Genomic DNA, 23,861 nt, shown 5'->3' with positions numbered 1-23,861 from the left:
GGAACGACCGACATGACTCACTTCGATACCAGCCTCGTGCCCACCGGCGATATTTTCATCGGCGGCGAATGGCGGCAAGGGCGTGGCAACCCGTACAAAAGCCTGTATCCGGCGGATCAGTCGGTCAACATGGAAATCTCGACAGCCACCGCAGACGACGCCCGCGAAGCCGTGGAAGCCGCGGATTTCGCATGGCGCAAGGCGGATTGGTCCGGTTTGAAGCCGCATCAACGCGCGCTGATTCTGTATCGCATCGCCGATCTGATCATGGCGCGTCACGAAGCGCTTGCGCAATTGCAGCGCCGTGACAACGGTAAGCCGATTGGCGAAACGCGCGTGCTGGTGGCGAGCGCTGCGAACACCTTCCGCTATTTCGCGGCGTGCCTCGAAACGCTCGATGAAGAGGTAACGCCCTCGCGTGGCGACTATCTAACGATGAGCATCTACGAGCCGATCGGTGTGATCGCGGCGATTACGCCGTGGAATTCGCCGATTGCTTCGGATGCACAGAAGCTGGCGCCGGCATTGGCGGGCGGTAACGCCGTGGTGTTGAAGCCGGCTGAAGTCACGCCTTTGGTCTCGCTTGCGTTGGCCCGTATCTGTGAAGAAGCCGGCGTGCCGAAGGGTGTTCTGAGTGTGGTGCCGGGTAAAGGCTCGGTAATCGGCGACGTGCTGGTGCGTCATCCGTTGGTGAAGAAAGTGTCGTTCACGGGCGGCACCGAAGTCGGCCGCGGCATCGCGCGCATTGCTGCGGACAAGCTGATGCCGGTCTCGCTCGAACTCGGCGGTAAATCGCCGACCATCGTGTTCGATGACGCCGATCTCGATCACGCAGTGAATGGTGTGCTGTACGGCATTTTCAGTTCGTCGGGAGAAGCATGCATCGCGGGCTCGCGCCTATTCGTGCAGCGCTCGATTTATGACGCGTTCATGAAGCGTCTCGCGGAAGGTGCACGCAAGCTGCGCGTCGGCGATCCGTCGCGTACTGAAACGCAGATGGGCCCGCTGATCACCGCGGCGCATCGCGATACAGTCGAACGTTACGTCGCATTGGGCCTGGAAGAGGGCGGCCGCTTGCTGTGCGGCGGCGAACGTCCAGTTGGCGATGGCCGCGAGCAGGGTACCTATTTCCAGCCAACGATCCTCGAAGGTCTTACGAACGACGCCCGCATCTGCCAGGAAGAAATCTTCGGCCCGGTGCTGGTCGCCATGCCGTTCGACGACGAAGCCTCGCTGCTGAAAGAAGCCAACAACAGTGTGTTCGGCCTCGCCGCCGGCATCTGGACGCGCGATTACAAACGCGCTTACCGGATCGCCCGTGCGCTCGAAACCGGCACCGTGTGGATCAACACCTACAAGCTGTTCTCGATCTCGACGCCGTTCAGCGGCTGGAAAGAGAGCGGCATGGGACGCGAGAAGGGCCGACTCGGCATCCGCGAATACATGCAGCAGAAGAGCCTCTACTGGGGCTTGAACGACGCGCCGCTGGCGTGGGCGAACTAATACGCGAAATACGCAAGAGGCACGTTATGACGATTCTCGGCATTGAACAGATTATTTACGGCGTGACGGATCTCGCCACCTGTCGCCGCTTTTTCGCGGACTGGGGTTTGAAAGAAGTCGCGCATGACGAAACGCACGCACGTTTTGAAACACTGAACGGCTGCACGATTCTCGTCGTCGATGCAACCGACCCGTCGCTGCCGCCCGCATTCGAAGAAGGTCCGACGCTGCGTGAAGTGACGTGGGGTGTGGCAACGAAAGCGGAACTCGACGAACTGCGCGGCCGCTTTGCCGGTCAGCCGGGCCACTTCGAAACGGAAGATGCTGTGGGTTGTATCGATCCGAACGGTATGGCGATTCGCGTTGAAGTGACTCGCAAGCGTGCGCTCGACATTCACGGTTCGCCGTCGAACGTGTGGGGCCAGACGCTGCGCGTCGATCAACCGTCGCCGATTTACGAACGTGCCGAACCGGTTGAAGTGGGCCACGTGGTGTTCTTTACGAACCAACTCGCGGCACAAGAGAAGTTCTACCAGGAACTGCTCGGCTTCGAAATGTCGGACCGTTATCCGGGCCGCGGCGCGTTCATGCGCTGCGCACCGCACGGTGGCCATCACGACATTTTCCTGCTGGCGTTACCGGGTGGTAAGCGCGGTCTGAATCACGTCGCGTTCACCGTGCGCGATATCCACGAAGTGTTTGGCGGCGGCATGCATATCAGCCGCTGTGGTTGGGATACGCAACTCGGTCCGGGACGTCATCCGGTGTCGTCGGCGTACTTCTGGTATTTCCAGAATCCGGCCGGTGGCCTGATCGAGTACTACGCCGACGAAGACCAGCTCACGCCCGAATGGCAACCGCGCGATTTCGAACCGGGTCCGACCGTGTTCGCCGAATGGGCGATCGACGGCGGCATCGACGGCAATACACGTCGCCAGAAAAACGCGAAGGCGCCGGAAGGCAAGTTCATGACGGAGCGGAAAAATGACTGACGCTGCTGCTGAAAAGGCTCAAGCTGCACACGCCGGACTCGAAGCGCCGCGCACGATCGTCGTGATCGGCGGTGGCCAGGCGGCGGGTTGGGTCGTGAAGACGTTGCGCAAGGAAGGCTTCGATGGCCGCCTGGTGATGATCGCCGATGAGATCCATTTGCCGTACGAGCGCCCGCCGCTGTCGAAGGCCGTGCTCTCCGGTGAAGCCGATATCGAAACCGTGCGCCTCGTGAAGCCTGACGATTTCGACGCGCTGAATGTCGAAGCATGGCAACCGGATTGCGCGACGTCGATCGATCGTGAACAGCGCATCGTGCGCACGCAGTCGGGCCGTGAAGTGCAATACGACCGCCTCGTGATTGCAACCGGCGGCGCAGCGCGTCGTTTGCCGGACGCGCTGGTGAAGACCTCGCACATTACCTATTTGCGTACGCTCGATGAAGCGGTCGTTCTCGGCGAACGTCTGCGCGCAAGCAAGCGCGTGCTGGTGGTTGGCGGCGGGTGGATCGGTCTCGAAGTCGCAGCTACTGCGCGCAAGCTCGGTGTGGACGCGACGGTAGTGGAGGGCGCGCCACGTCTGTGCGCCCGCTCGCTGCCGCCGATGGTGTCGGATTTCCTGTTGCAACTGCATCGTGCGAACGGCGTGGATGTGCGGTTGAATGCATCGCTCGTGTCGATTGCGGATCATCCGAACGACGCCAACCGTATCCGCGCAACGTTCGCTAACGGTTCCTCATTGGACGCCGACTTCGCCGTCGCCGGCATCGGCCTCACGCCGCATACGGCACTGGCGGAAGCGGCGGGCATCAAGGTGGAAGACGGCATTGTCGTCGATCATTTCGGCGCGACCGATGACCCGCGCATCTTCGCTTGCGGTGACGTGGCGAACCATCCGAGTGCCTGGTTGAAGCGCCGCGTCCGGTTGGAATCGTGGGCCAACGCGCAAAACCAGGCGATCTCGACGGCAAAAGCCTTACTCGGCAAGTTTGAACCGTACGCGGACATTCCGTGGTTCTGGTCCGATCAATACGACGTCAATCTGCAAATCCTCGGCGACATTCCGGGCGATGCGCAGCTCGCTGTACGCGGCGATTTGCCTGGCAAACGCGCCACGCTCTTTCATCTGGAAGACAGCGCGATTCGCGGTGTCATCGCCATCAACACGCCGCGCGAACTGAAACTGTCGCGCAAATGGATGAACCAGGGCCGGACTATCGACCTTGCCACCCTGACCGACGCCTCAACGGCGCTTGCCTAACCACACCTACGGACGGCACCACGGCATGAGAACCATCGACAACACCATGGGGGACCGCAGCAGCGCCGGTGTCTCAGGCCCCGTGACCCGGGGCTCGATCATCGCGCGTCTCGAGCGCTTGCCGAAGAATGCGATGCAGGTGCGCGCGCGCATACTGATCGGCCTCGCGACGTTCTTCGACGGTTTCGACGTGATCGCAATTGCGGCCACGCTGCCGATCCTGATTGCGAAGTGGCATCTGACGCCGTGGGAAATCGGCTTCCTGATTGGCTCCGGCTCGGTCGGCCAGCTGATCGGCGCGTTCGTGTTCCCCTGGTACGCGGAACGCAAAGGCCGTGTGAAGGCGATTGCGTTGAGCTCGGGGATCATCGGCATTACGAGTATTGCGTGCGGCTTTGCGCCGACCTTCGCGGCGTTTGTCGTGCTGCGTGTGATTCAGGGGCTTGGGCTGGGTGGCGAATTGCCGGTGGCCGCGACCTATATCAACGAGATCAGCCGTGCGCACGGCCGCGGCCGTTTCGTGCTCTTGTATGAAATCGTTTTTCCGGTTGGCTTGCTCGCATCGAACGCATTGGGTGCGTGGATCGTGCCACGTTTCGGTTGGCAGGCGATGTACTTCATCGGCGGCATGCCGTTGATTCTGTTCTTCGTGCTGCGCAAACTGGTGCCGGAATCGCCGCGTTGGCTGGCCGAACGCGAACGGATGGCCGATGCCGATACCGCGGTGCATGCTTTCGAACGCGCCGTGAAAGGTCCGCTTCCGCCGGTTGCCAATGCGGCCGAGTTTGACGCGATGGCCAATCGCCATCCGAAGCGCCGTATGAGCGATCTGTTCGGACCGGCGTATCTGAAGCGCACGATGGCTGTCGCGATGCTGTGGATTACGTGCGGCTTCATTCAGTACGGTTTGTCGACCTGGCTGCCGACGATCTATCGCACGGTTTATCACGCGCCGCTGCAGTTGGCGTTGAATCTGGCGGTGGCGGCTTCGGTGCTGGGCGTGGTGGGTTCGCTGACCTGTGCGTTGCTGGTTGACAAGGTGGGGCGTAAGCCGATCATCAACCTGTCGTTCGTGGCGTGTGCGTTGTCGTTGCTGCTGGCGGGGGTGTTCCACAATTCGTCGGTGTATGTGGTGGCGACGTGTTGCGCGTTTTCGCTCGGCTTCCTGGCTTGCGGCTTTATCACGGCTTACGTGTACACGCCGGAACTGTACCCGACGAGTATCCGTGCGATGGGCTGCGGTGTGGGCGGCGCATGGCTGAAGGTAGCGGCGATCTTCGCGCCGGCGATCGTGTCGAAGACGATGATCGGCGGTAATCTGGAGGTGGCGTTTTATATTCTCGCGGCTGTGCCGTTCATTGCGGCAATCGCGGTGCACTTTCTTGGGATTGAGACCAAGGGAAAGGTGCTGGAGCAGCTCGAGGCTTGATGCCTTTAGCGTGTGATGGGTTTGGTGGGCGGTTGATGTTGTACCGCAATGGCAGGAAGGCGAAGGGCGCACTGGGTGGTGCGCCCTTTGTTTTTTTGGGCAAGCGGTATGGACGCGTCGACGAGTTCATTGATCAGCGCGATCGGCGTATTTGGCGGGCTCACTTTGCGCTGGCGCATAGTTCCCGCAAAGTTCGACCGCCGTGTAAGAAAGTCACTACACAATTAGAGAATCATCCTCTATAAATTCGATTCGCTTTTGAATATCGTCCAATCAATTAGTAAACCTATAAATATGGTTGGAGGATGTCGATGTTTGATCCATCTAGGCGCTTGCGTTCCGGTGCGAAGACTTGCCGAGAAAGTCACTGGGTGCCAGTCGGGCGCGTAGCGAGTTGTTGCGCTGTGGTTTGCTTACTCATGTCTGTGACGTCTGCCCAAGCCGATGACGTCACCTACGGATACGACGCGCTGGGCCGCCTCACCTCGGTGACTGTCGCGGGCGCGACTGCGTATTACGACTACGACGCCGCGGGCAACATCACGGCGATTCGGCGGCAGGGGGTGGCGTCTTCGATGTCGCCGGTGAACGACGTAGGTCCTTCGCCTGTATCTGATGCCGGCAAATCGGCATCGTCGCGGGCCTTGACTCAGGCCAGCGCGCGGTAGGTTCGCGACGCCCTCCCTTCCTCAGTCTCTTTCAGACCTTTATGCACTTCATCGATACCCTCGCGGCGCGTCGGGTCCTTTTGCGCCCGCTCGTGCTGTTCTTCTTCGTGCTGATGTCATGGTTTGTCGCGCCACATGCGTATGCCGAATGCGCCGACGACTATGCAGCAAACGGTGCCTATCCGACCAACCCGAGTTGCAAACTGCTCGCGGCGAGCGCCAGCTATAAATCCGGCTATGCCTGCGGCGAGCCGTTTACGTTCGCCGCCTATTGTGGCGGTTCTTCCGGAGGCACCACGGTCGAACCGCAGTCGCCTGACGAAGCCGTGGTCCTGGACGGTGACGGTGTGGACGGCAACCCTGGCGGCGCGGGCGGCTGTGCGTCTGATGCAACGGCGGGCTGCGGGAGCAGCTCCTCGGGAGGCGACCCGGTCAGGTTGTACACGGGCCAGTTCCATCTGGTTGCCCATGACCTGCATGTCGCCGACACGATCGCACTAGATCTGGCACGGGTGTACCGCAGCAGCGCCTACGACACCTCGGGCAGGCCGATGGCCGGCGCGTTCGGCATCGGTACGACGTTCAACTACGACAGTTATCTCGCAATCAGTGCGGAGGATAGCAATGGCATGCGGCAACGGGTCGAGCTGTACCTGCCGAGTGGCATCCGCGTGCCATTCGCATTGCGTGCGGGCAGCAGCGCGATTTGGGATGACCTGACGAGCCCGGGTGAGTATTACAAAGCCACAGTGAGCAATGGCAATGGAAGCGGCAGCATCAGGGTGCTGACCCTGCGCGATGGCCGCGTGCTGCGCTTCACGATGGTCGCGGGAATCTACCGGCTCAGCAGTGTGCAGGACCGCAACGGCAATACGGTGACGATTACCCGCAATAGCGTAACCGGTGCGGTCACCAGCATCAGTGGTCCGAATGGCCGCGTGCTTACGTTCACGTCGATCATGGGCGCACGGGGCACGCCGCTCATCTCGCGCGTGGTCGACCCGCTGAATCGTCAGGTCAGCTATACCTACGACAGCCAGGACCGCCTCACGCAGGTCACGGACGCCGGCGGCGGCGTATGGAAATACGGCTGGGACAGCAAATCACGGCTGGTGACGGTCACGGATCCGGAAAGTAACGTTCAGGTCACCAATACCTACGACGACAACGACCGCATGGTTGCCCAGAACCTCGCGGATGGCAGCACCTTCGGCTTCGCCTATACGATCACTGACGGCAAGGTGACGAAGACCGAAGTGACTGACCGCCGGGGCAGCATCCGCCGGCTCGAGTTCGATGTAAGCGGGCGGGTGGTGCGCAACACGTATCCGGCAGGGCAATCGATCCAGCAGGTGCAGACGTACACATACGACGGCAACGGTCGCGTGACGAATCTCACTGCGGGTGATCGCCAGTACGCCTATACCTACGACGCTAACGGCAACCGCACGAGCGAGGCTGATCAATCCGGCACGCTGGTCACGCGTACGTTTGACAGCTATAGCCAGTTGCTGACCGAAGCGCAGGCGGGCGACCCGCAGCGGGGCGTGGCGACCGTCTACACGTACGACCCGAAGGGCAACCTGCTCACGGTCACGGACCGCGTGGGCAACCGCACAACACTTACGAACGACAGCCAGGGCCGCCCGCTGACGGTGACAGACGCGCTCAAGGGCGTGACGAAGTTCACCTGGACCGGCGCGGATCTGATAAGCGTCACCGATCCGCTGAACCGCAGCACGGAGTACACAACGGACGCGGCCGGTCGCGTGACGGCGGTGCAGGATCCGCAGGGCAACAGGACGAAACGCACGCTCGATGCTCTGAACCGTACCACCGACGTGACCGACGCACTGGGCGGCGTGACCCGCTTCACGTGGGACCGCAATGGACGCCTGCTTAGTCAGGCCGATCCGAAGGGTGTCACAACGCGATACACGTACAACGCGATTGGCCGTCCTGTGAGTAAAACCGATCCGTTGGGTCACAGCGAGACGTACACGTGGAACAGCGCGGGGCAACTGGCGACAGTAACTGACCGCATGGACCAGACGAGGACGTATGGTTACGACGCGGCTGGTCACCTGCAGACGGTCTACTTCACGCCGACGGGCAAGCCCAACTCCAAGCCTGTTCGTAACTGGAGCTACGGCTGGGATAAGTTCGGCAGGCTGCAGACGACGTCTGATGCCGGCGTGAATCAGCCCCCTGCGGCGAGCTATCGCTACTACGACAGTGTGACGGGTTACTTCAATGGGTGGTTTGAGACGAGCAGCCAGCAGGGGCGCTGGTGGTTGCGCTACGCGGCTGACAGCCGGGATCTGGCGCGCATCGAGTTGAACGACGCGACGGTGGACTACAGCCGCGACGCTGAGCATCGGATCACGCAGATCCAGTACCAGGTGAACGGGGAGGCGCCGCGCACGTTCGGCTACAGCTACGATGCCCTAGGCCGGCGCAGTCAGGCGACACTCGCTAACGGCATCACGGCGGTCTACACGTGGGATGCCGCCAGTCAGCTGACTGGCATCACATACAAACGCGCCGATGGCAGCGTGCTGGGCGACCTGACGTACGGGTATGATCTGGGCGGCCGTCGCACGAAGGCGGGCGGAAGTCTGGCGAAAGTGGACCTGCCGCAGGCGGTGAACGACGCGCAGTACAACCTGGCGAACCAGATCACTCGCTGGAGCGGCAGGACATACAGCTACGACCTGAACGGCAACCTGGCCAGCGACGGTACGAACCAGTACAGCTGGAACGAGCAGGATCTGCTGGCCGGGATTACTGGAGGAGTCACGGCGAGCTTCAGATATGACATGTACGGCAATCGCCGGGAGCAGACGGTTGATGGTCATCGGACGCAGTCGTTCTGGATTGGCGACGAACTGAACTTCACGATTGTCGACAACGATTACGCGCACCGTGTCCGTCAATTCTCGCCGTATCCGGAGAGCGGACTGGATGAACTGACGTACCGGCGTATTGGGGACGATGCGAGTCAGGACCGCTATGTTCTGCGCGACGCGAACAACAATGTGGTTGCGCTGACGGATGCGAACCAGCAGAGCCAGACGCAGTACCGATATGAGCCCTATGGCAAGACTACGCAAGCTGGCGCGGCGGACCCGAACCCACAGCAGTACACTGGGCGGGAGAACGACGGGACGGGGCTGTATTACTATCGGAACCGGTATTACAGTCCGGCCACAGCAAGGTTCATCAGTGAGGATCCGGTTGGCTGGGCGAGTGGGCAGACGAATGCGTATGCTTATGTAGGCGGGAACCCGGTCCAGTTCAGCGATTCGTCCGGATTGCAAGCAATGGGATTTCCGGTCCCAGCAGGTCCGATGCCTGGCGGCGGGTTTGGACCGAGGCCGCCTGGGTCTGGTTCGCAGGGACTTGATGACTGGCTGAGCAACCCCTCTGGCGGAACTTTTGCGGACAGCAACGCTGATGATCCTGTTGTTTATCCTGACAATCCAAAAGGATCACCGGAGAAGTTCGGCAATATCACGGGTAGTCGCGGAAAGCAATGTCTCGACGGCTCTGTCTGGGAGAAGGACACGTCCAGTCATGGCGGCGATCAGTGGAAACGCTGGCCGAATCGGAAATCGTGGGAAAAGAAGCAAACTCCCCAAAGCGTCTGGCCCGACGGGCGCATACGAAAATGATGACTGAAGGAAAAAACATGTCGCTCGAATTCAGCAATTTGTTCTCCCGTGCAATTTCTGAGTGGCCTGCCGAAATTGACTTGCGTTCTCTCTCGACAAGCAAATCTGGATCGGATCGATATTCCGTTGATGGACTCTATGACGTGGCCGATGAACGTGAGAGTCGGTATATTGGCTCCTCTGAAGAGACGATCATGCGCAATTTGCATACAGCGCTCTATGAGGTTCTGCATGGGGTCGCCGCCTATGTGATACGAATCAAGCTATCTGATTTGCGAGCCGAAGCTGTCCAGGCTCGGCTGGAGCGACGTCTTCGAGAATACCTAGCTGCGCCTGATGATTGTAGTCCCCAGGATATCGAGTTAGGCAAGCGCTACTTTGCTGAGAACAGGAGGGATGCTTAGGTTCTTTCCAGTTCGTTCGTCTGGGCGGTCAAATAGTTGGACAACAGAAGGGTCGCGCGAGCGGCCTTTCGTTTGTCTAGCCCCGATTGGGCGGAGTAGTGAACTCGAGGTGGTCATGGCCAAGTGAGCATAGATACGATCATCTAAATGCAGCTACGACGCGACCACCCAACTGCAAACCGCGGAGTAGGGCTGCGGTACCGATGTATTACTATCGGAACCGGTATTACAGTCCGGCCACAGCAAGGTTCATCAGTGAGGATCCGGTTGGCTGGGCGAGTGGGCAGACGAATGCGTATGCTTATGTAGGCGGGAATCCGGTCCAGTTTAGCGATCCGTCGGGGTTGCAGTTTGCTGGCGGCGGTTCTCTTACGCCGGGCCCATATGTACCAGGTGGCGGGTTCAGACCGAGGACGCCTGGGTCTGGTTCGCAGGGGCTTGACGACTGGTTAAGCAACCCCTCTGGCGGAACCTTTGCGGACAGCAACGCTGATGATCCTGTTGTTTATCCGGATAAGGCAAAAGAAAGATTCAGACCAATCAATGGCACTCCAGGGAAACAATGCCTCGACGGTTCTGTGTGGGAGAAGGATATCTCTGGCCACGGCAATCGAGACGGTGATGGATCTCAATGGAAGCGCTGGCCGAACAGGAAATCATGGGAAAACGATCGTACTCCTCAGAGCATCTGGCCCGATGGGCGCATCCGGAAATAGAGAATGGAGAGAGGTATGTCACTCAAGTTTGGTGATCTTCTGGCCAGGGCGCTACAGGAGTGGCCGGCCGAGATTGATCTGAAGCATCTAGTGCGAAGCTCTCCGACGTCGACCGGGTATACCGTTCGTGGGCTGGCTGAGATATCAGATGCAATAGAAGCGCAGCATATCGGTGTGGTTGATGAAATCATCATGCGGAATCTGCATTGCGTAATTTACGAGGTGGTACACGCTGCTGCGGCGTATGTTATCCGGATCAAGGTGTCTGAATTAAGGCCAGAAACGGTTCGGCAGAAGCTTGATAGAAATGTTCGAGATTGTATGGAAATGCCGGACTTGGGCTATCCGCCAGACGCTATTGCACTAGGCAAGCGCTACTTTGCGGAGAACGGCACGGAGGGGTAGGTTCGTCCCAGTTCGCTCTGAGGCTATCAAACAGTCAGACAGAGGAAGGGGATGGACGCGTTCGAAAATGAGTGAGGTCGTAACGGTGTCGTTCAAATTCAATGACTTGCTAAGACACGCTCTTCTCGAATGGCCCGAGGTAGTCGACCTGAGCGTACTGGTTCGACGCGATCCGCTATCGGATCGCCATTCAGTTAAAGGCTTGTACGATTTGTCTGATGCGAGGGAGGCGCACTATATTGGTTCGACAGAGGAAATTATCTTGCGTAACCTACACAACTCAATCTTCGGTGTGTTGCACGAAGCCGCGTTGTGTGTCAGTCGAATAAGGCCGGTCGATCTTAGGGAAGCTGCTGTTCGTGTTCGATTTGAAAAGCACTTAAAGAATTGTATGGAGATGCCTGAGCTTCGGTTCTTGCCTGCTGACATCGAACTGGGCAAGCGCTACTTTGCTGAGAACGAGGGGGGTGGCACAGGCTAGTCCCTAGCTTTGAGGCTATCAACAGTCAGGCACCAGAAGGGCCGCGTTTGAGCGGCCCTTCGTTTATCTACTCTTGCTCGGGCGGAGCAGTGGGCTTTGGGCGGTCACAGCCAACCGGAGGTAGGTACGTTCAACGAATGCAGCTACGACGCGCTTGCCCAACTGCAAACCGATGAGTGTCGGCGCAGTACCGTTTGTCTACTATCGCAATAGGTACTACCACCCCGCAACGGGACGGTTCATCAGCGAAGACCCTATTGGCTGGGCGAGTGGGCAGACGAATGCGTATGCTTATGTCAACGGCAATCCGGTGCAGTTCGCGGATCCGGCCGGGTTGCAGTGGGCTTTTCCGATTACACCTCCCCCAGTGCCGGGGATGGGGCCAAGGACGGGTGGTGGTGTTCCTCCATGGTTCAACGATCTGGTCAACGGAATTACGTCGATCAAGCCGCCGGCAAATGCCTACGATCCGAACGGACCGAAGGCGCCTGGTAGGCCCTCAGCGGCGGATGGATTTCAAGACCCCAAGGGTGGTGAAAATTGGGTACCCAATCCGAATCCAGGACGGGGAGGCTCTGCATGGGGATGGGAAGATGCCGATGGGAACGTCTGGTGTCCGACTGGACAGGGCGGCCGGGCGCACGGCGATCCACATTGGGACATACAAGGACCGGGTGGTAAGTATGGGAACATGTACCCCGGTGGGAAATACAGACCCGGAAATTAGTCAGCGATCTTTATAAGTACCCGTCGCGCGTCGGAGTGCGAACACGAATAGTGGCAGGTTTGCACTCTGCTGAACTGGGAGTAATTGTGAAAAATATACAGATCATTGATGGTGCGGTTAATTGCGTGTACGACATATTTTCGGCGACAGACGAAGAGTTCGACCTGATTTTTCCGTCTGGTCAGGACGTGGCATTCATTGATGAGATATATCAATCGGGTGACCCTGACGAACTCGACGAGGCATTTAAGAGAATTTGGCGCCGCCGGATAAGGAAAGTGGACGCTCAAGGCATACATGGAATAATTTTCTACGAGTTGGAAGAGAAGAAAAATTTCTACCCTACTCGCAAGGACGAAGAAGCGATTAACCCGGATGGAACATTTCTACGAAGTCAATCCTGACTTGCAGTGAAGAGGGAAATCCACATTCCGGCCGAACCCTGTTGTTAGGTCTGTTCGAGAAATGCTGCTACGACGCGACCACCTAAGTGCAAACAGTTGGGTGTCCCGCAGTACCGGTTGTACTACTATCGGAACCGGTATTACAGCCCGGCTACAGCACGGTTCATCAGTGAGGATCCGATTGGGTGGGCGAGTGGGCAGACGAATGCGTATGCCTATGTCAATGGCAATCCGGTGCAGTTCACGGACCCCGAGGGTTTGCATAAGGGCGACCAATGGTACGGGTACAACGACAAGAATTTCCGCGATTGGGTGCATTTTGAAAAGCAGGGCATGGCTATTCCGGGTTCCGTCAATTTCACCAAACCCATGCTTGACGATTTGTGGACGCAGTGGAACGGCGAAGGTTGCCCAGTTGGGAAAGGTGGCAAGAGCGGAAGAGGCGGCCAGTCGCGGTATTGACTTAATGGGTGAAACATGTCAGCTTGCGCGCGGACCTATGTAACGCTTTGCATTTATGGTTCTGATGCGGAAACGATGAATCGCATGGCGGACGAGATCAAAATCTCGCCGACCAGAACCACCAATAAGGACGGCCTCCTTGGCTGGTTCTTCGACACCAAAGAGCTTGATTCTATCGATGTTTCGGATCATCTGGATCTTTTGCTCCGGGAACTGGAGACGTGTCACGTCGACATGAAAAAAATAAAGCGGATGGGCTGCTGGTACCGAATATATTGTTTCTGGTCCTCCGTATCGGGAAATGGTGGTCCGGCGCTTATGCCACGGCAGATGGCTGCATTGGCAGCGATGGATATGGAATTGCACTTTGATTTGTGGTTTGACCCGCCAGAAGACGAGTAGCGGTTGTGGGGTTGTGATGCGACGAAGGGCCGCAAAGCTGAGCGGCTCTTCGGTGGATTTGCACTCTGCTGAACTGGAAGTAACTGTGAAAAATGTACAGATTATTGATGGTGCGGTTAATTGCGTGTACGACATATTTTCGGCGACCGACGAAGAGTTCGACCTGATTTTTCCGTCTGGTCAGGACGTGGCATTCATTGATGAGATTTATCAGTCGGGTGACGTTGACGAACTCGACGAGGCATTTAAGAGAATTTGGCGTCGCCGCATAAGGAAAGTGGACGCTCAAGGCATACACGGGATAATTTTCTACGAGTTGGACGAGAAGAAAAATTTCTACCCTGGTCGCAAGGACGAAGAAGCGGTTAACCCGGATGGGACATTTCTACGAAGTCAATCCTGAGCTTCAGTGAAGAGGAAAAATCCACGTCCCGGACGGACCTGTTTCCGGGTTCAAAGCAGGCGGTCTCGATCCATCGTCCCGGAAGCTTCATCCACGAATAGATGGGCGACCCTGTGTACAGGTGGTCAGATGCACGGCTATTGCGCTGCCCGCTGGGGTAAACGCCGCTGTTTCAGCTCCTCAATAATCCAGACACTCATCAACCCCGCGCTCACGCAAGCGATGATGTCCGGCTTGGAGACAGCAATCGCCAACCATACGAGGTGCACGTAGCCGCGGAAAAAGGGCGGCACGGCCCCGCGCAAATCGGTCCAACGCGTCGTCGCCAACACACCACCCGCTGCGGCCATCACCGTAAAAAGCGCCCACGCGAATTGCGTCGAACGCTCTTCCCGTTGCAACAGCAAAACGATCAACGTGGCGAAGCCCGCAAACCACATCGTCGCTACAAACCACGCAAGGCGCGGCCGACGTGCGAGCCAGCCGCGACACTCCTGTTGCGCGAAAGAGAAGAAAAAAGCGAACAGCACGCCGTGCGCGAACGGCATCTGCCACGCGCGAGCGTCGGTGGAGAGCCAATGGCCGGCGAAGCCGAACCCGATCGCTCCGACGGCGGCGAGTATCGCGAGTTGTTTGATGCGCGGCCATCCATAGATCAGCGCGGCCCACATCGTGCAGATCCCAAGTGTGTTCATTGCGATCGACGTCAAGCGCCCGCTACCTGCGTCGCACAACGCGGCGGCGGTCGCGCCAAGCCACACCGGAATCCATCCGTAACGCAGCCAGCCAATCGAGCGCAGCGTCCGCAGCCGCTGTTGCTGCGGTTCGGACAGCAGCACAGTTGTCGCGGCGCTGGTGACCAGCGTCACCATCAGCGTGGCCAGAAGCACAGCCAGCTGAGCAAGCGTCCATTGATCGAACCACCGATTGCTATTCAGGTTCATCGACGCATTGGCGAACAGCAAGCCACACCAGGCGCTCAGCGCGAGCGCCGGCCCGAACAGGCGTCCTGCGCCAATCCGAAACGACAGGCAGCGGGTCCAGAATTCGACCTTCTCGCTGTCGAGCCGTAGGCGCACGACATTCGGATGATAACGAGCGAGCGCGGTCAACAATTGTTCCATCTCGGTTCGCACGCCAGCGCGCAGCAGTGCGTGTGCGCCGGCCGCCAATGGAGGTTGAGGCCCTTCGAGCAGCGCCATTGCATTTGTGAAGCGCAGGCGCAACGCGTTGTAGTCCTCGTCAGCGAATACACGGTCTAGCGCGAGGGTCGCGATGGCCGCGTTGCGCCGCCGCAGATGCGCGGCGTTGTCCCGCCATCCCAGGACCGCACTCAGGTTCATACGCAGCGTGGCCGGCGCATCCTCGTTCAAACAATGAACCAGCGCTTGCCATTCGAGTTCGTCGCGCATCTGAATATTGACGACGGCTGCGAATAGATCCTGCAGCGAACGACGCGACTCGAGCTGATCCCGTTGCGAGACGAAGTGCTGCCACAATTGCACAGCGCTTTCGAAGGCGTCGTGTTCGGGAAGGTGGTGAGCCTCAGGTGGCGGGCTGGGTACCGACACAGGTACCGGTACCGAAGCCGACACCGCGGCTATCGTCGCCGCTACGCCGCCGCCGCTCGCCATCTGCAAAGCCGACTCATACGCATACCGAAGCCGCTGAAACGCCTCAGCGTCCTCATCCGGGCGTTGCTGTTTCAAGAGACGCGCATAAGCGCGGCGCACGGTACGCTCGTCGGCGTTTGCCGCAATGCCGAGCACATCCCACGGCCAGTGGTGAGCAGAGGTCGTATCCATAGCCGGTCAGTACGTCACATGCACATCGAAGCGATCCAGCAACGCGCTCAGTTCGCTGCGTGCATGGGCGATTTCCTCGGCGTTCTGCCGCTCGAGCAGCGACTGGAAGCGCGCGATATGCGCAGCCAGATATTGCCGATGCTCCCCCAGCGTTTCCTCATAGACACGATCAGCGCGCGTGAGCAGCGTGCGATTTTCCAACTGTTCGCGCGGATGGATCTTCAACGCAGCCAAGGCCGCGAGCCGTTCGCTGATTTCTTCCGGCGTCAGCACACCTGGGTTTTCTTCGATCACCATCGCGCGCTTCACGCCGCCGGGAAACGCAGTAGCTTCCACTTCCAGCACGCCGTTGACGTCGTAGGTGAAGCGTACATCCGCCCCGGCCTGGCCGGCCGGCTTGACCGGCACTTCAAGCGTGAATTCGCCGAGCGCCACGTTGTCGACGGTCAAACGCGCTTCGCCCTGGAACACCTTGATGCTCAACATGCGCTGACGGTCGCTGACCGTAAAGATGCGCTGCATGCGGCTCACCGGCACGATCGTATTGCGCTCGATGATCGGTAGAAAATGTCCCGGCACATATTGATTGGCACTGACCTGCATCGCAGTATCGATGCCGAGGCTATACGGCGCGACATCAGTCAGCACCATTTCGTCGAGACCTGCGTCCCGCGTGACAAGCCCCGCTTGCACAGCAGCGCCGAGCGCGACGACTTCATCCGGGTTCATATTCGCGGCGGGCAAACGGCCGAACATCTTCGAGACCAGCTTGCGCACCATCGGCATACGCGAGGCGCCGCCGACGAGGATGATTTCGTCGAGCGCATCCACAGCGATCTTCGAATCGCGCAACGCTCGCTCGACAGGTTTGCGCAGACGTTGCAGCAGATGCTCGCAAGTCCGTTCCGCAGCCGCCGCATCGAGTTCGAGGCTGTGCTCGTTATCGCCAACCGTGAGCTTGAGCGTGACGCTATCGGCACCGCTCTGCGTGAACAGACGCTTCGCATGTTCGGCCTGCTGATGCAGACGTTGTGCAGCAATCGGCGTAAGCGAATTGACTTGAAGGCGATTGCGCTGGCAGAACAGATCGACGAGCGCTTCCGTGAAATCTTCGCCACCCAAAAAGTTGTCGCCGGTGCTGGCGCGCACTTCCATCACGCCTTCGAAGAAGTCGAGCACGGAGACGTCGAACGTGCCGCCGCCCAGATCGAAGATCAGGAACTTGCGTTCACTGTCGCGCTGATGCACGCCGTACGCGAGCGAGGCCGCGGTCGGTTCATTGACAAGACGCAGCACATTGAGCCCAGCCAGTTCGCCGGCGATGCGCGTGGCTTTGCGTTGCGCGTCGCTGAAATAGGCGGGCACGGCGATCACGGCGTCGCTTACCGTTTCGCCGAGGAATGCCTCGGCATCGGCTTTCAGCGATTTGAGCACCAGCGAAGACAGTTCCTCCGGACGCAATGTCTGCACGCCAAGCGACACGTTGCGATTCGTGCCCATGTAGCGCTTGAAGTTGGCGGCGGTGCGTTCGGGATGCGTATGCAACCGGTCATGGGCGGGGCGGCCGACGAGGATCGAGCCGTCGTCATCGATCGAGACGCACGACGGCGTCAGCACATCGCCCAGTGCGTTCGGGATGAGGGCAGCCTCGTTATTGCGCCAGACGGCCGCAAGACTATGCGTGGTTCCAAGATCGATGCCGATGATCGAAGGCATGTACAGTTTCCGATTCGTTTTGCGCCCCTTCGTGAGGAGATCGCCCAAGGTCGCGTGGGAGCTAGATGGCGCTCCGTCCAATGGCGATAACGGCAGGCTGCCTGCAAACTTGAGCGGCGCGGGGAACGAATGCGGTGTGTGTCGATGAGGGCGATGCGCTACGCATGCCGGCTGGATGGGCCGCCGGCCATGCGAATGCGATGTGTGGCCGCGCAAGAATGGCGACGCGAGAAGGGGATGCGAAGCGGGGACGCAAAGCCCGTCAGGCGAGCCTGCTGTGCTGTATCACAACGTCACAACGCCTTGCGGTACACCACGAAACCGGAGTGATCCGCGACCTTGTCGTACAGCTTCATTGCCGTGTGATTCGTCTCATGCGTTTGCCAGTAGACCCGTTGCAAACCGTCGGCTTTGGCGCGTGCATACACGGCTTCGATCAACGCCCGGCCGACACCTTTGCCGCGCTCCGCTTCCAGCGTGTAGAGATCTTGCAGATAGCAGGTCGGCGCGACCATGGTCGTGTGACGGTGATACAGGAAGTGCACGAGGCCAAGCAACTGGCCGTTGCGTTCGGCGACCATTGCGTGCATCGGCTCGTAAGCGTGGAAGAAACGGCCCCACGTGACTTGCGTGATCTCGCGCGGCAATGCCGTTTCACCCGAGCGGCCGTAGAACGCGTTGTAGGCGTCCCACAGCGGCAGCCAGGCGTCGAAGTCGGCGGGCGTGACGGGGCGGATTTGAATCGCGTCGGACATGGGTGTGGCTCCTTGTGTTGTGATGGTTGAGGGCGAGTACGTCGCGGCCGCTAAGGCTGAGTCGAACAAGCATAGACGGCTGCGCTGAACGCCTGCTCGCGCTCTTCTGCGGCAGTAGGCGTTGCGGACGGTGCTGAAGCTGCGCCGGTTGCGCTACCGCGCTGCTCCAGATTTTGATTCACGCAGGCATCCAACCTTGCGCGTGCCGTTGCCGCCGGCTCGAGCAGCCCGTAGGCATAAGCCGCGCACGCCAGCGCCACGCACCACTTCACCGCGGCGCCATAGCTCAGGCGTGCGGTAACGGCGTGACGTGCATGCGTGTTCATCGCAACGGCCTCTCCCGCAGTATTCAGCGACTCCAGAACCGTCAGCATAAGAAATTTGTGGCACCATTGTTAGCTCCACAATGCGACCAGAATTTGGAGCCACGGAATTGGACTACGGCCTGTTGATGTCGAACGTCGAGCGCGCAATGGGTGGACGCAAGCTTACGCAGCAGGACTTGCTCTACGAGAGTCTGCGTCGCGCGATTCTCGATGGCGATATCCGTCACGGCAGCCGTCTTCTTGCCACGCGAGCACTTGCCGAACAGTTGGGCATTGCGCGCAACTCTGTCCTCTACGCATACGAGCGGCTCACCGACGAGGGCTTCATCACGGCGAGCCGGCATGGTTCCATCGTCAGCATGGTGAGCGGTTCAGGCGCCTCGATCTCCGCAGCAAGCGGCAGTGTGCAGACGCCTGAAAACCACCTGTCACGCCGTGTCGCCGATCTGCCGCGCGAGCGCACGAATCCCGACGACCCCACGCCGTTTCGTCCCGGCGTGCCCGCACTCGATGAATTTCCGCTTGCGCAATGGCGTGCCTCGATGGAGCGCGCATGGCGCACGGTCGAACCGCGGGAACTCGGTTACGGCAACAATGCTGGGCACCCCGCATTGCGCCGCTCGATTGCGGAATACGTGCGCGTGTCGCGTGGTGTGCGATGTTCGGCGGAGCAGGTGTTTATCACCTCGGGCACGCAGGCGAGTCTCGATCTATGCGCCTGCATGCTGGCGGACCCCGGCGACAGTGTCTGGGCTGAGGATCCCGGCTATCACGGCGCAAAGGCTGCATTCCAGGCCGCTGGTTTGCAACTGGTGCCGATTCCCGTCGACGCCGCCGGCATGGCGCCGACGCCCGATCACTGGGAACAGACACCGCCACGCCTGATGTACATCACGCCGTCGCATCAATATCCGCTCGGCAGCGTGCTGAGCCTCGAGCGGCGCTGGTCGATCATCGAGAACGCAGTGGCGCGCGGCGCCTGGATCATCGAAGACGACTACGACAGCGAACTGCGCCATAGCGGTCCGCCGTTGCCGTCGATCCAGGGCCTCGCGGCCGACACGCCGGTGATTTACCTCGGCACCTTCAGCAAGACGATGTTTCCGGCGCTGCGGATGGGCTTCATGGTCGTGCCGGCGCACCTTGTCGCTGACATCGACGAGGCGCTCAGCGAGATCGCACGACAAGGGCGCGTGGCTGAGCAGATCGCGTTGGCGGATTTCATCGATAGTGGGAAATATGCGCGGCATCTGCGACGTATGCGGCGGTTGTACCAGCAGCGCCGCTCCGCATTGGTGAACGCGATCGAGCGGCATATGGGCGACCTGGTGACGGTGTCATCCGACGGCGGCGGCATGCATCTGACGATGCGACTCGATGTGCCGCTGCGCGATCAGGACGTGAGCGCAGTGACACGTGAGCACGGTTTGCATATCGCTGCGCTCAGTGCGTTTTGTCAGCCGCCTGCTAAAGACGCCGCACGCTATAACGGATTCATGCTCGGCTACGCGGGCGTCAAACCGCACGAAGCCGACGCATTGGTGGCGCGACTCGCCGCCGTGGTGCGTGGGCTACGCTAGATCGCGAACGAACATCGTATTGTTGTGACGAAAGAGAACTAGACCGCTTCCGCCCTGAGCCAACGCGCGAGCCCGGCGTCGTCATCGGTATCCAGCGCCTGTGCGACCCGGCGCCCGACTGCCGCGCCGAACTTATAACCGTGGCCCGAGCATGCCGATACCACCAGTGTGTTGCCGATGCGCTTCGAAAAAAAGCGTTCATCCGCAGTGAACGTGTAAGCGCAGGTTTTCACTTCGGTAACCGTATATTCGTCGATGCGGCTGAACGGCGGTGAAAACAAGCGACGCAGACTGTCGCCTTCTCCGGGTGCCGCGACGCGATTGGCGTCAGGGTCAGGTGCACGTGATTTGTGCACACTGGCGCCGAACTTCAGGCCGACATCGTCGATTGGCGGCAGCACGTAACCGCTGCTGGCGCCGCCAATATCGACGATAGCGGGCGCATTCGACCACGCTTCCGCCAGATCCGCGGGTGACTCGAGATAGGCGACCACGTTGCGATACGTCATCAGGTTTTCGGCGAGCGAGGGGAACAGTTGCAGCGTCCACGCGCCGGCGGTGACTACGAGCCGGTCGGCGCGGATGATCGTGTCGTCTTCGATGCGTACGGAGGCCGCATGCGCATCGACTGCGAGTACCTTGGTATGGGTGCGAATTTCGGCGCCGCGCATCTTGAGCCACGCTTTCATGTCGCGAGCGATGCGTTCGCTAAATAGTGCGCCGCCATCCTGATCGAGGTAGGCGTAGCGAAACGTGGCAGGGTCGAGAAACGGATAACGCTCGGCCGCTTCGCGCGGGTCGAGCTGTTCGTACTCGAATTTCATGCGGTCGAGACCGGCGCGAAATTGCTCGGCGCCATCGCCTGCGTGTTGCGAAATGCCGAGCACGCCGCAGTTCGCATAGTGGGATACGCCGAGATCATTCCACAGCAGATCCCAACTATCGAATGCCTCGGCGATGGTGCGTGCGTAGCCGTCAGCATCGCCATACGCTCGACGGATCATGCGACTCCGGTCGCCCGAGGCGGCGAGTGGGTTCGGAATCGAGCCCTGCTCGATCAGAGTGATGTCGTGTCCCAACTTGGCAAGCGACCACGCTGTGCTCAAGCCGGCAATGCCCGCGCCTACGATTGTCACCCGCATGCCATCTTCCCCCGAGTCGATGTATCCGGGTCAGAGTCTAGCAGTGGGAAAAATAAACAGGTACGCGTTCTGGCAACGCGAAAAATAATTCGGTATGTGTTTTAGCGAATCGCCGCGCGAGCCAACAGGGGCGATCCAGCGTGCTACCAGGCAGGGGGTGGTCTCCTCGCGCCGCCGTGTCAGTGTTTCTGTTTCGACGGATGGCGCAGCTTGTCGCGTACTTTCTTCGCGGCGAACAGCGGTACGTAATCGAATACACGCGCTTCGTGCCGGTAGTCAGCCAGGGTGTCTGCGTACATCTTCGAAACCGTTTCCGTCGGGGTGTCGGTTTCCTCTGCGATGCTTCTCACCACTTCGTCGACATTTGGCTCGGGTTGGGACATGGAACTCTCCGGGGCAAGCGGGATGGACCGGCGGGTCGCCGGGAACGGGCGCACGACAGGAGTTCATTAGAGGATGCGTTTGGCCACGATGCCAATTGAATTGGTCTATCGAATGACTCGCTCCACAGAGATTTTTGTCTTGCACTGCAGCAAGCGCCCGCGCCATGCGGGGATGCGGAAAATCAATGTGTATGCCGATGGTGAATATCTGGGAAATGCGCGTGCGCATGCGTGATCGGCGCGTGGGAATGCGGATGCGTGTGCGGCTCGTGGCCGTCCCACGCGAAATCATGTTCGTGCTGGTGATGCGCGTCGTGCCGGTGACGATGCGTGTGATCCAGCGGGGCATGCGTGTGCGGATGCTCGTGACGTTCGCGGATGTGCAGCCAGACACCCAGCGTCATGAGGGCAGCGGCCACCCAGAATAGGAGCGGCGGCATCTCTGGCCACAGCAGCCACGATAAGGTCACACCAAATAGTGGTGCGACCGAGAAATAGGCGCCGGTACGCGCGGTGCCGAGATTGCGCAGCGCGACGACGAACAGCACGAGACTCACGCCGTAGCCCGCGAAACCCGTCAGCATGGCGAGCGCGACGGTCGTGGCCTTGGGCCACGCTGCACCAAAAGTGAGCGCGAGCGTGACGTTGACTGATCCGGCCACGAGCCCCTTTACGCAGGCGATGAACATGGCGTCGTGAGTCGACACCTTGCGCGTGAGATTGTTGTCGACTGCCCAGCACGCGCAGGCGCCGACCAGCAGCAGGGTGCCGGGCGGCAGGCCGGCCGCGCCGGGCTGCCACGACAATGCCACGCCGCCCGCGACGATCGCGGCCATGCCCAGGAACACCTGAATGTCGACGTTCTCGCGAAACACGATCCACGCGATCAGCGCGGTGAGTACGCCCTCGAGATTCAATAGCAGCGAGCCGGTGGCGGCCGGCGTCGTTTTCAGACCCAGCATTAGCAGCGCCGGCCCCGCGACACCGCCTGCCACGATTGCGCCGGCGAGCCACGGCGCTTCGCGCACCGGGAAGCGGTGGTGACTGACCGGCTGCCCCTCCGCTTGACCTTTCAGGCGGCGCGCCAGAATCACGGCGGCAAGGCCCGTGCCGCTGCCGAGGTAGAACAGTCCGGCCAGCAGAAACGGCGACAGCGAGCCGAGCAGCGCCTTGGCGAGCGGCGTGGTCGCGCCGAACAAGGCGGCGGCGAGCAGAGCGGTGAAAGCGGCGTTGAAGCGGGTCGGCATGGGCGGGAGATTCGGATGGAGCAGGCGTTGCCGACACGATACCGCTATCGGGCCGTGGACGCCTAACTCCACCGAACAGGCGATCGGGCTGGAAATCCCGCTCGCGCGCATCCGATCGCGCCCTCACAGCGTATAACCCGCATCGCCATCGAAAGAGGCCCCCATGCCGCCATTTGCCGCCGCCGTGATCGCCCTGATTGGGCTCATCGCGATCTTCAGCGCCGTGTGGGCATGGCAGTTGAAGATCGGGAACGCCGGCATGGTCGATCCGGTTTGGGCCTATTCGCTCGGCCTGGTCGCGGTGCTCTACGCCGTGCTCGGCAACGGCGATCCGGTGTCGCGTGCACTGACCGCGCTGGGTGGCCTGGTTTGGGGCGTGCGACTCGGCACGCATCTGTGGAAACGCAATTTCGGCAAACCGGAAGACGCGCGCTATCGGCGCTTCCGTGAAGAATGGGGCGACAAGGCAGCCAGCAAGATGTTCTGGTTTTTCCAGGTGCAAGTCGTGATTTCGATGCTGCTGTCGATCGCATTTCTGGTGCCGTCGTACCGGAGCAGCGCACCGGCCATCGGGTGGATCGTGCTGGCGGTGGTGGTGTGGATCGCATCGGTAGTCGGCGAAGGCATCGCGGACCGTCAACTCAAGCACTTCACGCAGGATCCGGCCAATCACACCACCGTGTGCCGCGTTGGCTTGTGGCGCTATTCGCGGCATCCGAACTACTTCTTTGAATGCGTGCATTGGCTTGCTTACATCGCGCTGTCGATCGGCACGCCTTGGGGTTGGTTCACGTTGTTGCCACCGGTGCTGATGGCGTTTCTATTGCTCAAGCTCTCCGGCATCCCGCTGCTCGAAGAAAGCATGGCGAAAAGGCGCGCCGGTTACGCCGATTACATGCGCACCACCAGTGCGCTCATTCCGTGGCCGCCACGGGATTGAGACGAGCCGGCTACGACACAAAAGTCCAGACAAGACGAT

Annotated in this window: 24 protein-coding genes; 17 read left to right on the top strand and 7 right to left on the bottom strand. The window is 60.1% G+C overall.

Annotated elements, in window-relative coordinates:
- The first annotated feature begins 12 nt into the window (after positions 1-12).
- The 15 genes from M0D66_RS04135 (at position 13) to M0D66_RS04070 (ending at position 13,928) form a co-directional block, all read left to right on the top strand.
- Positions 13-1,503: an aldehyde dehydrogenase gene (locus M0D66_RS04135; RefSeq protein ID WP_266209104.1), complete on the top strand. Its 1,491-nt coding sequence runs from the start codon at positions 13-15 to the stop codon at positions 1,501-1,503.
- A gap of 26 nt (positions 1,504-1,529) precedes the next feature.
- Positions 1,530-2,495: a VOC family protein gene (locus tag M0D66_RS04130; protein WP_093634286.1), complete on the top strand. Its 966-nt coding sequence runs from the start codon at positions 1,530-1,532 to the stop codon at positions 2,493-2,495.
- Positions 2,488-3,753, top strand: a complete 1,266-nt coding sequence (locus M0D66_RS04125) for an NAD(P)/FAD-dependent oxidoreductase (protein WP_093634285.1) — start codon at positions 2,488-2,490, stop codon at positions 3,751-3,753. The genes M0D66_RS04130 and M0D66_RS04125 overlap by 8 nt, the downstream gene beginning before the upstream one ends.
- Positions 3,754-3,778: 25 nt before the next feature.
- Positions 3,779-5,182, top strand: coding sequence for an MFS transporter (locus tag M0D66_RS04120; RefSeq protein ID WP_093634284.1), 1,404 nt, complete (start codon positions 3,779-3,781; stop codon positions 5,180-5,182).
- A 419-nt stretch (positions 5,183-5,601) separates the two neighbouring features.
- Entirely contained in the window at positions 5,602-5,850 is a 249-nt protein-coding gene (locus M0D66_RS04115; protein ID WP_234480339.1) for an RHS repeat domain-containing protein, read from the top strand.
- Positions 5,851-5,891: 41 nt separating this feature from the next.
- Positions 5,892-9,524, top strand: coding sequence for an RHS repeat-associated core domain-containing protein (locus M0D66_RS04110; protein ID WP_266209102.1), 3,633 nt, complete (start codon positions 5,892-5,894; stop codon positions 9,522-9,524).
- A 17-nt stretch (positions 9,525-9,541) separates the two neighbouring features.
- Positions 9,542-9,928 (top strand): hypothetical protein, encoded by a 387-nt coding sequence (locus M0D66_RS04105; protein WP_266209101.1) that lies wholly within the window; start codon positions 9,542-9,544, stop codon positions 9,926-9,928.
- A gap of 203 nt (positions 9,929-10,131) precedes the next feature.
- Positions 10,132-10,644, top strand: a complete 513-nt coding sequence (locus M0D66_RS37940; protein WP_367619535.1) for an RHS repeat-associated core domain-containing protein — start codon at positions 10,132-10,134, stop codon at positions 10,642-10,644.
- Positions 10,645-10,659: 15 nt separating this feature from the next.
- On the top strand, positions 10,660-11,049 hold the full coding sequence (locus M0D66_RS04100; protein WP_200561101.1) for a hypothetical protein: 390 nt from the start codon (positions 10,660-10,662) through the stop codon (positions 11,047-11,049).
- A gap of 67 nt (positions 11,050-11,116) precedes the next feature.
- A complete protein-coding gene (locus tag M0D66_RS04095) occupies positions 11,117-11,530 on the top strand; it encodes a hypothetical protein (protein ID WP_266209100.1) in 414 nt (137 codons plus the stop codon).
- Between the two features lie 172 nt (positions 11,531-11,702).
- Complete coding sequence (locus M0D66_RS04090) at positions 11,703-12,257, top strand: RHS repeat-associated core domain-containing protein (RefSeq protein ID WP_266209099.1); 555 nt, start codon at positions 11,703-11,705, stop codon at positions 12,255-12,257.
- 86 nt (positions 12,258-12,343) lie between these two features.
- Positions 12,344-12,661 (top strand): hypothetical protein, encoded by a 318-nt coding sequence (locus tag M0D66_RS04085; RefSeq protein WP_120305136.1) that lies wholly within the window; start codon positions 12,344-12,346, stop codon positions 12,659-12,661.
- 117 nt (positions 12,662-12,778) lie between these two features.
- Positions 12,779-13,123 (top strand): RHS repeat-associated core domain-containing protein, encoded by a 345-nt coding sequence (locus M0D66_RS04080; RefSeq protein WP_266209097.1) that lies wholly within the window; start codon positions 12,779-12,781, stop codon positions 13,121-13,123.
- Positions 13,124-13,207: 84 nt separating this feature from the next.
- Complete coding sequence (locus tag M0D66_RS04075; RefSeq protein WP_266209096.1) at positions 13,208-13,525, top strand: DUF4279 domain-containing protein; 318 nt, start codon at positions 13,208-13,210, stop codon at positions 13,523-13,525.
- Entirely contained in the window at positions 13,503-13,928 is a 426-nt protein-coding gene (locus M0D66_RS04070; protein ID WP_266209095.1) for a hypothetical protein, read from the top strand. The genes M0D66_RS04075 and M0D66_RS04070 overlap by 23 nt, the downstream gene beginning before the upstream one ends.
- Positions 13,929-14,065: 137 nt before the next feature.
- On the opposite strand, the gene M0D66_RS04065 is transcribed toward M0D66_RS04070, so the two are convergent.
- The 4 genes from M0D66_RS04065 to M0D66_RS04050 form a co-directional block, all read right to left on the bottom strand.
- Positions 14,066-15,733: a J domain-containing protein gene (locus M0D66_RS04065; RefSeq protein WP_266209094.1), complete on the bottom strand. Its 1,668-nt coding sequence runs from the start codon at positions 15,731-15,733 to the stop codon at positions 14,066-14,068.
- Positions 15,734-15,739: 6 nt separating this feature from the next.
- Entirely contained in the window at positions 15,740-17,449 is a 1,710-nt protein-coding gene (locus M0D66_RS04060) for a molecular chaperone HscC (RefSeq protein ID WP_266209093.1), read from the bottom strand.
- Positions 17,450-17,742: 293 nt separating this feature from the next.
- Complete coding sequence (locus tag M0D66_RS04055) at positions 17,743-18,204, bottom strand: GNAT family N-acetyltransferase (RefSeq protein WP_266209091.1); 462 nt, start codon at positions 18,202-18,204, stop codon at positions 17,743-17,745.
- Positions 18,205-18,254: 50 nt separating this feature from the next.
- Positions 18,255-18,530 carry a hypothetical protein gene (locus tag M0D66_RS04050; RefSeq protein WP_266209089.1) on the bottom strand — a complete coding sequence of 92 codons (276 nt, stop codon included), beginning with the start codon at positions 18,528-18,530 and terminating at the stop codon, positions 18,255-18,257.
- Between the two features lie 107 nt (positions 18,531-18,637).
- On the opposite strand from M0D66_RS04050, the gene M0D66_RS04045 reads away from it, so the two are divergent.
- Complete coding sequence (locus tag M0D66_RS04045; protein WP_266209088.1) at positions 18,638-20,110, top strand: PLP-dependent aminotransferase family protein; 1,473 nt, start codon at positions 18,638-18,640, stop codon at positions 20,108-20,110.
- 38 nt (positions 20,111-20,148) lie between these two features.
- Here the strand turns inward: M0D66_RS04045 and M0D66_RS04040 are convergent, their stop codons facing one another.
- The 3 genes from M0D66_RS04040 to M0D66_RS04030 form a co-directional block, all read right to left on the bottom strand.
- Positions 20,149-21,252 carry an FAD-binding oxidoreductase gene (locus tag M0D66_RS04040; protein WP_266209087.1) on the bottom strand — a complete coding sequence of 368 codons (1,104 nt, stop codon included), beginning with the start codon at positions 21,250-21,252 and terminating at the stop codon, positions 20,149-20,151.
- Positions 21,253-21,431: 179 nt separating this feature from the next.
- Positions 21,432-21,635 carry a DUF3562 domain-containing protein gene (locus tag M0D66_RS04035; protein WP_093634278.1) on the bottom strand — a complete coding sequence of 68 codons (204 nt, stop codon included), beginning with the start codon at positions 21,633-21,635 and terminating at the stop codon, positions 21,432-21,434.
- Between the two features lie 182 nt (positions 21,636-21,817).
- The gene (locus M0D66_RS04030) at positions 21,818-22,882 is read right to left on the bottom strand and encodes a DMT family transporter (RefSeq protein WP_266209086.1); all 1,065 of its coding nucleotides are present in this window, start codon (positions 22,880-22,882) and stop codon (positions 21,818-21,820) included.
- 163 nt (positions 22,883-23,045) lie between these two features.
- On the opposite strand from M0D66_RS04030, the gene M0D66_RS04025 reads away from it, so the two are divergent.
- Positions 23,046-23,822 (top strand): DUF1295 domain-containing protein, encoded by a 777-nt coding sequence (locus M0D66_RS04025; protein ID WP_266209085.1) that lies wholly within the window; start codon positions 23,046-23,048, stop codon positions 23,820-23,822.
- The last annotated feature ends 39 nt before the right edge of the window (positions 23,823-23,861 follow it).

This window comes from Paraburkholderia sp. SECH2 (assembly GCF_030464795.1).
Classification (GTDB): Bacteria; Pseudomonadota; Gammaproteobacteria; order Burkholderiales; family Burkholderiaceae; genus Paraburkholderia; species Paraburkholderia aspalathi.
This window is presented reverse-complemented; position numbering and strand designations above follow the sequence as displayed.

Excerpts from the sequence above, each read along its gene's own strand:
- M0D66_RS04135 (WP_266209104.1), top strand. The coding sequence starts at position 13 with ATGACTCACTTCGATACCAGCCTCGTGCCCACCGGCGATATTTTCATC.
- M0D66_RS04130 (WP_093634286.1), top strand. The coding sequence starts at position 1,530 with ATGACGATTCTCGGCATTGAACAGATTATTTACGGCGTGACGGATCTC.
- M0D66_RS04125 (WP_093634285.1), top strand. The coding sequence starts at position 2,488 with ATGACTGACGCTGCTGCTGAAAAGGCTCAAGCTGCACACGCCGGACTC.
- M0D66_RS04120 (WP_093634284.1), top strand. The coding sequence starts at position 3,779 with ATGAGAACCATCGACAACACCATGGGGGACCGCAGCAGCGCCGGTGTC.
- M0D66_RS04115 (WP_234480339.1), top strand. The coding sequence starts at position 5,602 with ATGTCTGTGACGTCTGCCCAAGCCGATGACGTCACCTACGGATACGAC.
- M0D66_RS04110 (WP_266209102.1), top strand. The coding sequence starts at position 5,892 with ATGCACTTCATCGATACCCTCGCGGCGCGTCGGGTCCTTTTGCGCCCG.
- M0D66_RS04105 (WP_266209101.1), top strand. The coding sequence starts at position 9,542 with ATGTCGCTCGAATTCAGCAATTTGTTCTCCCGTGCAATTTCTGAGTGG.
- M0D66_RS37940 (WP_367619535.1), top strand. The coding sequence starts at position 10,132 with ATGTATTACTATCGGAACCGGTATTACAGTCCGGCCACAGCAAGGTTC.
- M0D66_RS04100 (WP_200561101.1), top strand. The coding sequence starts at position 10,660 with ATGTCACTCAAGTTTGGTGATCTTCTGGCCAGGGCGCTACAGGAGTGG.
- M0D66_RS04095 (WP_266209100.1), top strand. The coding sequence starts at position 11,117 with ATGAGTGAGGTCGTAACGGTGTCGTTCAAATTCAATGACTTGCTAAGA.
- M0D66_RS04090 (WP_266209099.1), top strand. The coding sequence starts at position 11,703 with ATGAGTGTCGGCGCAGTACCGTTTGTCTACTATCGCAATAGGTACTAC.
- M0D66_RS04075 (WP_266209096.1), top strand. The coding sequence starts at position 13,208 with ATGGCGGACGAGATCAAAATCTCGCCGACCAGAACCACCAATAAGGAC.
- M0D66_RS04065 (WP_266209094.1), bottom strand. The coding sequence starts at position 15,733 with ATGGATACGACCTCTGCTCACCACTGGCCGTGGGATGTGCTCGGCATT.
- M0D66_RS04060 (WP_266209093.1), bottom strand. The coding sequence starts at position 17,449 with ATGCCTTCGATCATCGGCATCGATCTTGGAACCACGCATAGTCTTGCG.
- M0D66_RS04055 (WP_266209091.1), bottom strand. The coding sequence starts at position 18,204 with ATGTCCGACGCGATTCAAATCCGCCCCGTCACGCCCGCCGACTTCGAC.
- M0D66_RS04050 (WP_266209089.1), bottom strand. The coding sequence starts at position 18,530 with ATGAACACGCATGCACGTCACGCCGTTACCGCACGCCTGAGCTATGGC.
- M0D66_RS04040 (WP_266209087.1), bottom strand. The coding sequence starts at position 21,252 with ATGCGGGTGACAATCGTAGGCGCGGGCATTGCCGGCTTGAGCACAGCG.
- M0D66_RS04035 (WP_093634278.1), bottom strand. The coding sequence starts at position 21,635 with ATGTCCCAACCCGAGCCAAATGTCGACGAAGTGGTGAGAAGCATCGCA.
- M0D66_RS04030 (WP_266209086.1), bottom strand. The coding sequence starts at position 22,882 with ATGCCGACCCGCTTCAACGCCGCTTTCACCGCTCTGCTCGCCGCCGCC.
- M0D66_RS04025 (WP_266209085.1), top strand. The coding sequence starts at position 23,046 with ATGCCGCCATTTGCCGCCGCCGTGATCGCCCTGATTGGGCTCATCGCG.